This is a genomic window from Pseudomonas sp. Mn2068, from assembly GCF_049319725.1.
GTDB classification, from domain to species: Bacteria; Pseudomonadota; Gammaproteobacteria; order Pseudomonadales; family Pseudomonadaceae; genus Aquipseudomonas; species Aquipseudomonas gingeri.
The window spans coordinates 182,833-194,668 of sequence record NZ_JBMOUG010000003.1; the positions used below are offsets into that span (position 1 = coordinate 182,833).

Here is an 11,836-nt window from a genome sequence, read left to right on the forward strand (position 1 = left end):
ATTACTTCAGCTGGTTCATGCGCTCGATAACCTGGCGAGTGATGTCGTACTGAGGTTTGACATCGATCACTGCACCACGCTCGAACACCAGGTCAAAGGCACCTTTCTTGATGACTTCTTCTACCGCGCTGTCCAGTTTCGGCTTCAACTGCTTGAGCATTTCACGGTCGGCAACAGCCTTGGCTTCGTTCAGCTCCTTGGACTGGAACTGGAAGTCACGGGCCTTCTGCTTGAATTCCAGCTCAAGACGTTCACGCTCGCCTTGCTGCATCTTGTCGCCACCGCTGACCAGACGGTCCTGGATGCCCTTGGCACTGCTTTCCAGGGTTTTCAGCTTGGTCAGTTGCGGGCCGAACTTCTTCTCGGCATCCACGGCGTATTTCTTCGCCGCGTCGGATTCCAGCAGGGCCATCTGGTAGTTCAGGACCGCGATCTTCATTTCGGCAAATGCCGGGGTCGCTACCAGAACAGTCGCCAGCAGCACCAGTTGAGTCAACTTACGCACGATAAACTCCTACAAAATCCATTGTCGTTATCTTGGGTCAGACCGTTAGAACGTCTGGCCGAGGGAGAATTGGAACACCTGAGTTTCGGCGTTATCCGGTTTCTTGATTGGCATGGCCAAGGCAAAACTCAACGGACCGAGCGCGGTAACCCAGGTCACACCCACGCCCACGGAGCTGGCGAGGTTGGTGAGGCTGATATCGTTGCACTGCGTCTGCGAAGACGTGCCGTTGGTGTTCTTGACCTGATCGCACTTGGAGTCGAACACGTTACCCACGTCCCAGAATACCGAGGTGCGCAGGGAACGCTGGTCCTTCACGAACGGCAGCGGGAACAGCAGTTCAGCACCACCCTGGATCAGCACGTTACCACCGAACGGCAGCGGATCGTTGTCCGAGTCGGCAATGGTACCGACGTTGCCGGTCACGCCAACACCACGGCTAGGCGTGCCACGAGGCCCCAGAGTACTGTCCTTGAAGCCGCGAACCGAGTTGAAACCACCTGCATAGTAGTTCTCGTAGAACGGCAGACCGTTCGTCGAACCGTAGCCGTCGCCATAACCCAGTTCGGTATGGAAACGCATGGTGTAGTTGTCGGTCAGCGGTGTGAACACCTGGCCGCGGTAGTCGAGCTTGAAGAACGACAGGTCGCTGCCCGGCGTAGTGGCTTCCAGGGTCAGGCTCTGGGAATGACCACGGGTCGCCAGGACGCCCTTGTTCAGGGTCGATTCCGACCAGCCAGCCGATGCCTTGAAGTTCAGGTAGCTGTCGCCTTCGCGGTTCACGAAGTCGAAGATCTCGTCCACGGTGTACAGGCCGGTCTTGATCTTGTCCTGCTGGGCAGTCAGACCGAAGGTCAGGCGCGAAGTCTCGCTGATCGGGTAGCCCACGCTGACGCCGGCACCCAGGCTGTCTACCGCGTAGCTGGCTACATCGACGTCGAGGTCCTTGTAGTCGGTGGTGCGGTAGAACACGTTGTAACCCAGGCTGACGCCGTCGGCGGTCCAGTAGGGGTCGACGTAGCCGAAGTTGTAGCGGCTCTGGTATTCGCTGCGGGTCAGGCCAATGCTGACCTTGTTACCGGTACCGAGGAAGTTGTTCTGGGTGATCGAACCACCCAGGATCAGACCGGCGCTCTGGGCAAAGCCGACGCTGGCGGTGATCGAGCCCGAAGCCTGTTCTTCCACGGCGTAGTTCACGTCGACCTGGTCGTCGACACCCGGAACAGCCGGGGTCTCGACGTTGACTTCCTTGAAGAAGCCCAGGCGCTCGAGACGGGTCTTGGACTGGTCGATCAGATAGGTGGAAGCCCAACCGCCTTCCATCTGGCGCATTTCACGACGCAGAACTTCGTCCGCGGACTTGGTGTTGCCACGGAAGTTGATACGGTTGACGTAGGCACGCTTGCCCGGATCGACCACGAAGGTGATATCGACGGTGTGGTCGTCATCATGCGGCGTCGGTACGCCGTTGACGTTGGCAAAGGTATAGCCATCGTTACCCAGGCGGCGGGTGATCAGTTCCGACGTGGTGGTCATCAGCTTGCGCGAGAACACCTGGCCCTTCTCGACCAGCAACAGCGACTTGACCTGGTCTTCAGGCACTTTCAGGTCGCCGCTGAGCTTCACGTCGCGAACCTTGTACTTCTGGCCTTCGGTGACGTTGACGGTGATATAGACGTTTTTCTTGTCCGGCGTGATCGAAACCTGGGTCGAGGCAATATCCATGTTGATATAGCCGCGGTCCAGGTAGTAGGAACGCAGACGCTCCAAGTCACCGGAAAGTTTTTCACGGGCATACTTGTCGTCGTTCTTGAAGAACGACAACCAGTTGGTGGTCTTGAGTTCGAACAGGTCGATCAGGTCGTCGTCGGGGAATACCGTGTTACCCACCACGTTGATGTGCTGGATGGCGGCAACGGTGCCTTCGTTGATCTTGATCTTCAGGCCGACGCGGTTGCGTGGCTGCGGTACCACTTCGGTCTCGACCTCGGCGGAGTAGCGGCCCTGGGCCACGTACTGGCGTTGGAGTTCGTTACGGACACCCTCGAGGGTCGCGCGCTGGAAGATCTCGCCTTCGGCCAGGCCGGATTGCTTCAGACCCTTCATAAGGTCATCAGTCGAAATTGCCTTGTTGCCTTCGATATCGATGCTGGCCACCGAAGGCCGCTCGACGACCGTGATGACCAGGACGTTGCCGTCGCGGCCCAGCTGGATATCCTGGAAGAAACCGGTTTTGAACAACGCACGAGTGGATTCCACCAGGCGACGGTCATCCGCTTGCTCCCCGACGTTCAACGGTAACGCGCCAAACACGCTACCAGCGGATACCCGCTGGAGGCCGTTGACACGAATATCGGAGATAGTGAAGGACTCGGCGTGAACTTCGGCGATCATCAATACGGTGAGAACCGCAGTTAGCAGCAGACGTTTCATGAAGTCCTTTCTTATTCCAACTGGCAATAAACAAACTGCCGCAAAATGCGGCAGATTCGCAATTTTCGCGACGCGTTACAGTCGACCCAGATCGTTGACCAGGGCAAGTAGCATCACCCCGACCACCAAACTGATACCGATCTGTATCCCCCAACCTTGTACTCGCTCCGACAAGGGGCGACCACGTGCCCACTCGATCAGATAAAACAGCAAATGCCCCCCATCCAGTACCGGGATGGGCAACAAATTCAGAACCCCCAGGCTGATACTCAGATAAGCCAGGAAATTCAGGAAATCAGCGACGCCCGACTGGGCCGAAGCGCCCGCCACTTTAGCAATGGTTATCGGTCCACTCAAGTTTTTTACCGAGAGCTCGCCGAACAACATTTTCTTCAGCGAATCCAGGGTCAGGACACTCATGGTCCAGGTACGCCTGGCCCCCTCGCCGATCGCCGCCAAAGGCCCGAAGCTGACCTCGCGAACCATCTCCGGCGGCCAATCCACGGCCTTGACACCGGCCCCCAGGTAACCGGTGGCGGACTTGCCTTCACCGCGGGAAGCCAGGGTCAGCGGGACGTCGATTTGAGCACCATCACGCTCGACATGCAGCACAATTTTGGTATCAGGTCGCACACGGACCCAGTCCACCACTTGCTGCCAGTCATCGACCGCATCGCCATTCAACGACAGCAGGCGATCACCGGTCTTCAGGCCGGCGGCCTGGGCCGGGCCTTTCGGGTCGAGTTCGGCCAGCAGCGGCGGCAGCGCCGGGCGCCAGGGACGAATCCCCAGGGATTTGATCGGATCCGGCTCGTCGGCGCCCTGCAGCCAGCGATCGAGGATCAGCTCACGCGGCGAGTCGCTGGTCGAGCCCTGCTCACGCACCTGCAACCGCAGCGTGCCGCTCTCTCCCAGGCGACGGACCAACTGCAGATTGACGGCGGACCAGCCGGTGGTCGGCTCGCCATCGATGGCGACGATTTCCTGACCGACGCTCAAACCGGCCTTGGCGGCGATACTGCCGCTCTCCACCGCGCCGATGATCGGACGCACCTGCTGGCTGCCGAGCATCGCCAGCACCCAGAAGAACGCCATCGCCAACAGGAAGTTGGCGATCGGCCCGGCAGCGACAATGGCGATGCGCTGGCGCACGGTCTTGCGATTGAAGGCCTGATCGAGCTCTTCCGGCGCAACCGGCGCCTCGCGCTCGTCGAGCATTTTCACGTAGCCGCCGAGGGGAATCGCCGCCAGCACGAACTCGGTGCCACGACGATCATGCCAACGCAGCAGCGGCGTGCCGAACCCCACGGAGAAGCGCAGCACCTTGACGCCGCAGCGGCGCGCCACCCAGAAATGGCCGAATTCATGGAAAGTAACCAGCACACCCAAGGCGACCAGGGTGCCGACAATCATATAGAGCGCGCTCATCTGCTTTCTCCGCAATCCTATCTAGTGCCGCATCGCTCGTACGCTACACCGGGCTCAACGCCCGTTGCGACTCAGCCACTGTTCGGTCAATGCCCGTGCCTTGGCATCTGCTGCGAATACCGCGTCGAGTTCATCGACCGCAACAACAGGTTCCAGATTCAAAACTCCCTCGATGATACTCGCGATCTCGGGATAACGGATGCGCCGTTCGAGAAACGCGGCGACAGCCACTTCATTGGCCGCATTCAGCATCGCCGGCGCGCTGCCACCGGCTTCGGCGGCCGCCCGCGCCAGGCGCAGGCAGGGGAAACGCTGCTCGTCCGGCGCCTGAAAGTCCAGCCGGGCCACGGAAAACAGGTCCAGCGGGGCGACGCCGGAATCGATACGCTCCGGCCAGGCCAGGGCATTGGCGATCGGCGTGCGCATATCCGGATTGCCCAACTGGGCGAGTACCGAGCCATCGACGTAATCGACCAGCGAATGGATCACGCTCTGCGGGTGAATCACCACTTCGACCTGGCTCGGCCGGGCATCGAACAGCCAGCAGGCCTCGATCAGTTCGAGCCCCTTGTTCATCATGCTCGCGGAGTCGACGGAAATCTTGCGCCCCATGGACCAGTTCGGGTGCGCGCAGGCCTGATCGGGCGTGACATGCTCCAGTTCGGCCAACGGTGTTTGCCGGAACGGGCCGCCGGAAGCGGTCAGCAGGATACGCCGCACGCCCACCGCGCCGAGGCCACGGGCGAAATCACCCGGCAGGCACTGGAAAATCGCATTGTGCTCGCTGTCGATCGGCAACAGTACCGAACCACTCTTGCGCACCGCCTGCATGAACAGCGCGCCGGTCATCACCAGCGCTTCTTTATTGGCCAGCAGGATCTTCTTGCCGACCTCGACCGCGGCCAGGGTAGGACGCAGGCCCGCCGCCCCGACGATGGCCGCCATCACGGTGTCGACTTCGGGGTCGGCCGCAACCTGGCATAGCCCCTCTTCACCCACCAGCACCTCGGTAGACAAGCCGGCAGCGCGCAATTGCTCCTGCAGACCGCGAGCAGCGGCAACTTCCGGCACCACCGCAAAACGCGGCCGGTGGCGGACGCACAGCGCGAACAGCTCGGCCAGGCGCGTGAAGCCGCTCAGGGCAAATACCTGGTAGCGCTCCGGGTGCCGGGCAATCACATCCAGGGTGCTCAGGCCGATGGAGCCGGTAGCCCCCAGCACGGTGATCTGTTGTGGGCGGCTCACGATGCGGCGATCCACAGCAGCACCGCGAACATCGGGATCGCCGCGGTCAGGCTGTCGATACGATCGAGCACGCCACCATGGCCGGGCAGCAGGTTACTGCTGTCCTTGATCCCGGATTGACGCTTGAACATGCTTTCGGTCAAGTCGCCGACCACCGAGATGAACACGATGATCGCCGCGCCCAGCAGGCTCGCCAGGATCTGGCCGAAGCCCCAGCCGTATACCAGGCCGACCACGGCGGTGATCACCAGGCTCAGCAGCAGGCCGCCATAGACGCCCTCCCAGCTCTTGCCCGGACTGACCGAAGGCGCCAGCTTGCGCTTGCCAAAGGCCCTGCCGGAAAAATAGGCACCGATATCGGCGCCCCAGACCAGGATCATCACCGCCATGATCAGCAGGTTCCCCTGGCCGGAAGCGTGCTGCTTGATTTCGATCAGCCCCTGCCAGGCCGGCAGCAGGATCAGGAAGCCGATCACCAGCTTGCTCGCCGTGCTCGACCAGTGCCCGCTGGACTGCGGATAGGTCAGCACCAGGTAGGTCGCCAGCCCCCACCACAGCACCGCTGCCCCCAACACCCAGGGCGCCAGGTTCGGCAGGATGTACATGAAGAACAGCAGGACCGCGACCAGCGCGGCGTACGCCACGCGGGCCGGCTGCGCTTCAAAGCCCGCCAGGCGCGCCCATTCCCACGCGCCGAGGGTCACGACCACGCCGATGAACAGCGCGAAACCGGATCCCGAGAGCAGGAAAAAACCGCACAGGGCGATGGGCAGGAGGATAAGTGCCGTGATGATGCGTTGCTTGAGCATTAAACCCGGGCTCCAGCTTCGACCTGCTCGCTCGTTTTACCGAAGCGACGCTGGCGGGAAGCGAAATCAGCCAGCGCATTGCGCATGGCATCGTGTTTGAAGTCCGGCCAGAACAGGTCGGAGAAATACAGCTCGGCGTATGCCAGCTGCCACAACAGGAAGTTGCTGATGCGATGCTCGCCACCGGTACGGATGCACAGGTCCGGCAGCGGCAGGTCGCCGGTTGCCAGGCAGGTCTGCAGCAACTCCGGGGTGATGTCGTCCGGACGCAGATGCCCGGCCTGCACTTCGCGGGCAAGACGCTGGGCCGCCTGGGCGATATCCCACTGTCCGCCGTAGTTGGCCGCGATCTGCAGAATGAAACGATTGCTGCCCGCCGTCGCTGCTTCCGCCTCGCGCATCGCTGCCTGGAGTTCAGGGTGGAAGCGCGAGCGGTCGCCAATGATCCGCAGGCTGATGTTGTTGTCGTCGAGGCGCTTGGCCTCGCGCCGCAACGCCTTGAAAAACAGATCCATCAAGGCGCTGACTTCATCGGCGGGGCGCTGCCAGTTCTCACTGGAGAAGGCGAACAGGGTCAATACCTCGACCTTGGCCTCGGCACACACCTCGATCACCGCCCGCACCGCGTCGACGCCGGCCTTGTGGCCGGCGACACCCGGCAAGAAGCGCTTCTTCGCCCAGCGATTATTACCATCCATGATGATCGCGACATGGCGCGGTACCGAGGACAGCCCAGCCTGCTTGGTCTTTTCCATGAAAACGTCCTGACCCTTATACGGCCATCAGGTCCGCTTCTTTTTGCTTCACGGCCACTTCGATTTTAGCCACGAAGCTGTCGGTCAGCTTCTGGATCTCGTCGGCGGCACGACGCTCTTCGTCTTCGCTGATTTCCTTTTCCTTGACCAGGTCCTTCAGGTCGCCCAGCACGTCACGGCGAATGTTGCGCACGGCAACACGGGCGTTTTCCGCCTCTTCCCGGGCCTGCTTGGTGAAACCACGGCGGGTTTCCTCGGTCAGTGCCGGCATGGAAATCAGCAGCAGCTCGCCCAGGTTGGTCGGGTTCAGGTTCAGGCCGGCGCTGCCGATCGCCTTGTCCACGGCACCGAGCATATTGCGCTCGAACGCCACGACCTGCAGGGTACGGGCATCCTTGACGGTGATGTTGGCGACCTGCTTGATCGGGGTGTCCGCGCCATAGTAAGGCACCATCACGCCTTCCAGGATGCTCGGGTGAGCCTGCCCTGTACGGATCCGGCCGAAGTTGTGAGCCAGGGACTCCAGGGATTTCTGCATGCGCTCTTGAGCGTCTTTCTTGAGTTCGTTGATCATTGTTGGCCTTCCTCGATCAGGGTTCCTTCAGCGCCACCATGCACGATGTTCAGCAGGGCGCCAGGCTTGTTCATGTTAAATACGCGCAGCGGCATCTTGTGATCGCGGCACAGGCAGATAGCGGTCAGGTCCATGACACCCAGCTTGCGATCCAGTACTTCATCGTAGGTCAGATGATCGAACTTCTCGGCATGCGGGTCCTTGAACGGATCTGCGGTATAGACGCCATCGACCTTGGTCGCCTTGAGCACCACGTCGGCATCGATTTCGATCGCACGCAGGCAAGCCGCCGAATCCGTGGTAAAGAACGGATTGCCGGTACCCGCGGCGAAAATCACCACTTCCTTGGAGTTGAGGTGACGCATCGCCTTGCGACGATCGTAATGATCGGTCACGCCGACCATGGAAATGGCCGACATCACGATGGCCGAGATATTCGCACGTTCCAGCGCATCGCGCATCGCCAGCGCGTTCATCACGGTAGCCAGCATGCCCATGTGGTCGCCGGTGACACGGTCCATGCCGGCAGCGCTCAGGGCGGCACCGCGGAACAGGTTGCCGCCGCCGATCACCAGGCCGACCTGCACACCGATACCGACCAGTTGCCCCACTTCCAGCGCCATGCGATCCAGGACTTTCGGGTCAATCCCGAACTCTTCCGAGCCCATCAGGGCCTCGCCGCTAAGCTTGAGTAGAATGCGTTTATAGCGAGCTTGATAACCACTGCCCTGCTGAGCCATTGCGAATCTCTCCTGCGGCGTTTAAAAAATCTTGCGAGCTGTTTGCAGCCTGCGCTAACTCTAGCTTGGCGCTGCTACAGCGCCATCAGAACACGGCTTTGTAAGCCGGTTCCGAAAGGAAAAAGAGAAACCTTCCTCCCATTTGAAAAGAGGCTGCGCGCGTAAGCGGGCAGCCTCTTGGGTCGACAGTTGAAAACCGTCTTATTGCTTGCTGGCAGCCACTTGAGCAGCAACTTCTTCAGCGAAGTTGTCCACTGGCTTCTCGATGCCATCACCTACTTTGAAGTAAGTGAAGGAAACGATTTCAGCGCCGGCTTTCTTGACCAGGGCACCGACGGTGACTTCCGGGTTCTTGACGAAAGCTTGCTCAACCAGGCTGGCTTCGGCCAGGAACTTGCTGATACGGCCTTTGACCATGTTTTCAACGATGTTCTCAGGCTTGCCCTTGATCTTTTCTTCGTTGAGGGTCAGGAAAACGCCTTTTTCGCGCTCGATGGCCTCAGGAGAAACCTGCGATGGCAGCAGGAACTCAGGGTTGGTTGCCGCCGCGTGCATGGCAACATCCTTGGCCAGCTCTTCGTTGCCGCCCTTGAGAGCCACGACCACACCGATCTTGTTGCCGTGCAGGTAGGCGCCGACCACATCACCTTCGATACGAGCCAGGCGACGGATGTTGACGTTTTCGCCAACCTTGGCAACCAGGGCTTCGCGAGCAGTTTCCTGAGCGGCGATCAGCGGAGCTGCGTCGGTCAGTTTGTCAGCGAAGGCTTTTTCGACGCTGGCAGCGACGAAGTTCTTGAAGTCGTCTTGCAGGGCCAGGAAGTCGGTCTGCGAGTTCACTTCCAGAATCACGGCAGATTTGCCGTCGCACTTGATAGCGATAGCGCCTTCGGCAGCAACGTTGCCTGCTTTCTTGGCGGCTTTGATGGCGCCCGATGCACGCATGTCATCGATGGCTTTTTCGATGTCGCCGCCGGCCTTGGTCAAGGCCTTCTTGCAGTCCATCATGCCTTCGCCGGTACGCTCGCGCAGTTCTTTGACCAACGCTGCAGTAATCTCTGCCATTTCAAAATTCCTCTTGGATAGGTTATCAACCATTCCACCCGATCGAACGGGCGTTCAATTCTTCCCGAACCACCCTTGTTAGCAACTGCACGTTACAGACGCTGTAGCGGCGCGCCAGACAAATGGTTTTCGAGGTGGCAAAAAGGGGGCCTAGCCCCCTTTTTACTTACTGAGCCAACGCCAGGCCCTGTCCAAAACTACCTGCGCGATGATCATGCTGCGTTAAAAGCAGGCTCGGAATGCTCATTTAGTGGACTAAAGTCGCGCGCGACTCCGGTCGTTCCTCGCCTGTTTTGCCTTGCCTGATCGCCGCTCGGCGAGTTTTCTTAAAGACCTGGGGCGTCAATTACTCAGCTGCAGCGACCGGTGCTTCGTCGACGAACTCAACGGTGCCGCCGGCAACGTTGTTGCGACCGCGGATCACGGCGTCAGCCATCGAACCCATGTACAGCTGGATGGCGCGAATGGCGTCATCGTTGCCTGGGATGATGTAGTCAACGCCTTCCGGGCTGCTGTTGGTATCGACAACGCCGATGACCGGGATGCCCAGCTTGTTGGCTTCGGTGATCGCGATGCGCTCGTGGTCAACGTCGATCACGAACAGAGCGTCTGGCAGACCGCCCATGTCCTTGATACCACCCAGGCTACGATCCAGCTTTTCCAGGTCGCGAGTGCGCATCAGCGCCTCTTTCTTGGTCAGCTTGGCGAAAGTGCCGTCTTCGGCTTGCACTTCAAGGTCACGCAGACGCTTGATGGAAGCACGGATGGTCTTGAAGTTGGTCAGCATGCCGCCCAACCAGCGGTGGTCGACGTACGGCGAACCGCAACGTGCTGCTTCTTCGGCAACGATCTTGCCAGCGGAACGCTTGGTGCCGACGAACAGAATCTTGTTTTTGCCCTGAGCCAGACGCTCTACGAAAGTCAGAGCTTCGTTGAACATTGGCAGGGTTTTTTCAAGGTTGATGATGTGGATCTTGTTACGCGCGCCGAAAATGTACTTGCCCATTTTCGGGTTCCAGTAACGGGTCTGGTGACCGAAGTGCACACCGGCCTTCAGCATATCGCGCATGTTGACTTGGGACATGATAGTTCCTTAATAAGTCGGGTTTGGCCTCCACGTATCCCAATGACCAACCAAGCAGCATCAAGCTGAAGGCACCCAGGTCATCGTGTCGACACGTGTGTGGATTTAAGCCTTTCGGGGTATCCCCGGAAAGCGGCGCATTTTATACCACAAGGAGGACAAAAACGGAACCCGGATTCGCATTTCCCGCCACGGGCTTTTGCGCGACCCTTGGTTTCGCGCCAGAATGCCCCATCGTTTATAGAGAGAAGCGATGCCCGGACGTCATGATTTACCCCGTCCGTCTGTTAGAATCGCATTTTTCAAGGTTTCGAAACGCACCACTCCATGACCGGATGTTGCCGCCTTCGACCTTTTTCCGTGTTTATCAGCGCCACCGAGCGCATAGAGAGCCTGTATGACCGTCACCCTCAAAACTCCCGAGGACATCGCAAAAATGCGCGTCGCCGGCAAGCTGGCCGCCGATGTACTGGAAATGATCGGTGAATACGTCAAGCCCGGCGTCACCACCGAGGAGCTGGACCGCATCTGCCACGACTATATCGTCAACGTGCAGCAGGCCATTCCCGCGCCCCTCAACTACAAGGGCTTCCCGAAGTCGATCTGCACCTCGGTCAACCATGTGGTCTGCCATGGCATCCCCGGCGACAAGCCGCTCAAGGATGGCGACACCGTGAACATCGACGTGACCGTGATCAAGGACGGCTACCACGGCGATACCAGCAAGATGTTCCATGTCGGCAACGTGCCGGTCTGGGCCGAGCGCCTGTCCCAGGTGACCCAGGAATGCATGTACAAGGCGATCGAGATCGTCAAGCCCGGCTGCCGCCTGGGCGATATCGGCGAAATCATCCAGAAGCACGCCGAGAAGAACGGTTTCTCCGTAGTGCGCGAGTTCTGCGGCCATGGCATCGGCAAGGTGTTCCACGAAGAGCCGCAGATCCTGCACTACGGCCGTGCCGGCACCGGCATGGAACTGAAGGCCGGCATGACCTTCACCATCGAGCCGATGATCAACCAGGGCAAGGCCGACACCAAGGTGCTGGGCGACGGCTGGACCGCCATCACCAAGGACCGCAAGCTCTCGGCCCAGTGGGAGCACACCCTGCTGGTCACCGAAACCGGCTACGAGATCTTCACCCTGCGCAGCGATGACACCATCCCACGCGTCTCAGCCTGATTCCCGAAGGAAAACCAA

Annotated in this window: 11 protein-coding genes; 1 reads left to right on the forward strand and 10 read right to left on the reverse strand. The window is 59.9% G+C overall.

What is annotated here, in order from left to right:
* Position 1: 1 nt before the first annotated feature.
* From ACL9RJ_RS08835 to rpsB, 10 genes are all read right to left on the reverse strand, one after another.
* On the reverse strand, positions 2–505 hold the full coding sequence (locus ACL9RJ_RS08835; protein WP_017127127.1) for an OmpH family outer membrane protein: 504 nt from the start codon (positions 503–505) through the stop codon (positions 2–4).
* A gap of 45 nt (positions 506–550) precedes the next feature.
* Positions 551–2,938, reverse strand: coding sequence for an outer membrane protein assembly factor BamA (bamA, locus tag ACL9RJ_RS08840; protein ID WP_042935724.1), 2,388 nt, complete (start codon positions 2,936–2,938; stop codon positions 551–553).
* Between the two features lie 75 nt (positions 2,939–3,013).
* On the reverse strand, positions 3,014–4,366 hold the full coding sequence (rseP, locus tag ACL9RJ_RS08845) for a sigma E protease regulator RseP (protein WP_017127125.1): 1,353 nt from the start codon (positions 4,364–4,366) through the stop codon (positions 3,014–3,016).
* Positions 4,367–4,420: 54 nt separating this feature from the next.
* Complete coding sequence (ispC, locus tag ACL9RJ_RS08850; RefSeq protein ID WP_103033041.1) at positions 4,421–5,611, reverse strand: 1-deoxy-D-xylulose-5-phosphate reductoisomerase; 1,191 nt, start codon at positions 5,609–5,611, stop codon at positions 4,421–4,423.
* The gene (locus ACL9RJ_RS08855; RefSeq protein WP_177085723.1) at positions 5,608–6,420 is read right to left on the reverse strand and encodes a phosphatidate cytidylyltransferase; all 813 of its coding nucleotides are present in this window, start codon (positions 6,418–6,420) and stop codon (positions 5,608–5,610) included. The genes ispC and ACL9RJ_RS08855 overlap by 4 nt, the downstream gene beginning before the upstream one ends.
* Positions 6,420–7,175 carry a polyprenyl diphosphate synthase gene (gene uppS, locus ACL9RJ_RS08860; protein ID WP_017127122.1) on the reverse strand — a complete coding sequence of 252 codons (756 nt, stop codon included), beginning with the start codon at positions 7,173–7,175 and terminating at the stop codon, positions 6,420–6,422. The genes ACL9RJ_RS08855 and uppS overlap by 1 nt, the downstream gene beginning before the upstream one ends.
* Positions 7,176–7,191: 16 nt before the next feature.
* A complete protein-coding gene (gene frr, locus ACL9RJ_RS08865) occupies positions 7,192–7,749 on the reverse strand; it encodes a ribosome recycling factor (protein WP_017127121.1) in 558 nt (185 codons plus the stop codon).
* A complete protein-coding gene (gene pyrH / locus ACL9RJ_RS08870; RefSeq protein ID WP_003189161.1) occupies positions 7,746–8,489 on the reverse strand; it encodes a UMP kinase in 744 nt (247 codons plus the stop codon). The genes frr and pyrH overlap by 4 nt, the downstream gene beginning before the upstream one ends.
* Before the next feature lie 201 nt (positions 8,490–8,690).
* Positions 8,691–9,554: a translation elongation factor Ts gene (gene tsf, locus ACL9RJ_RS08875; protein WP_017127120.1), complete on the reverse strand. Its 864-nt coding sequence runs from the start codon at positions 9,552–9,554 to the stop codon at positions 8,691–8,693.
* A gap of 346 nt (positions 9,555–9,900) precedes the next feature.
* Positions 9,901–10,638 carry a 30S ribosomal protein S2 gene (gene rpsB, locus ACL9RJ_RS08880; RefSeq protein WP_017127119.1) on the reverse strand — a complete coding sequence of 246 codons (738 nt, stop codon included), beginning with the start codon at positions 10,636–10,638 and terminating at the stop codon, positions 9,901–9,903.
* Positions 10,639–11,035: 397 nt separating this feature from the next.
* Here rpsB and map point away from each other — a divergent pair, with 397 nt between their 5' ends.
* Complete coding sequence (gene map, locus ACL9RJ_RS08885; protein ID WP_017127118.1) at positions 11,036–11,818, forward strand: type I methionyl aminopeptidase; 783 nt, start codon at positions 11,036–11,038, stop codon at positions 11,816–11,818.
* The last annotated feature ends 18 nt before the right edge of the window (positions 11,819–11,836 follow it).

Excerpts from the sequence above, each read along its gene's own strand:
- bamA (WP_042935724.1), bottom strand. The coding sequence starts at position 2,938 with ATGAAACGTCTGCTGCTAACTGCGGTTCTCACCGTATTGATGATCGCC.
- rseP (WP_017127125.1), bottom strand. The coding sequence starts at position 4,366 with ATGAGCGCGCTCTATATGATTGTCGGCACCCTGGTCGCCTTGGGTGTG.
- ACL9RJ_RS08855 (WP_177085723.1), bottom strand. The coding sequence starts at position 6,420 with ATGCTCAAGCAACGCATCATCACGGCACTTATCCTCCTGCCCATCGCC.
- uppS (WP_017127122.1), bottom strand. The coding sequence starts at position 7,175 with ATGGAAAAGACCAAGCAGGCTGGGCTGTCCTCGGTACCGCGCCATGTC.
- frr (WP_017127121.1), bottom strand. The coding sequence starts at position 7,749 with ATGATCAACGAACTCAAGAAAGACGCTCAAGAGCGCATGCAGAAATCC.
- pyrH (WP_003189161.1), bottom strand. The coding sequence starts at position 8,489 with ATGGCTCAGCAGGGCAGTGGTTATCAAGCTCGCTATAAACGCATTCTA.
- tsf (WP_017127120.1), bottom strand. The coding sequence starts at position 9,554 with ATGGCAGAGATTACTGCAGCGTTGGTCAAAGAACTGCGCGAGCGTACC.
- rpsB (WP_017127119.1), bottom strand. The coding sequence starts at position 10,638 with ATGTCCCAAGTCAACATGCGCGATATGCTGAAGGCCGGTGTGCACTTC.
- map (WP_017127118.1), top strand. The coding sequence starts at position 11,036 with ATGACCGTCACCCTCAAAACTCCCGAGGACATCGCAAAAATGCGCGTC.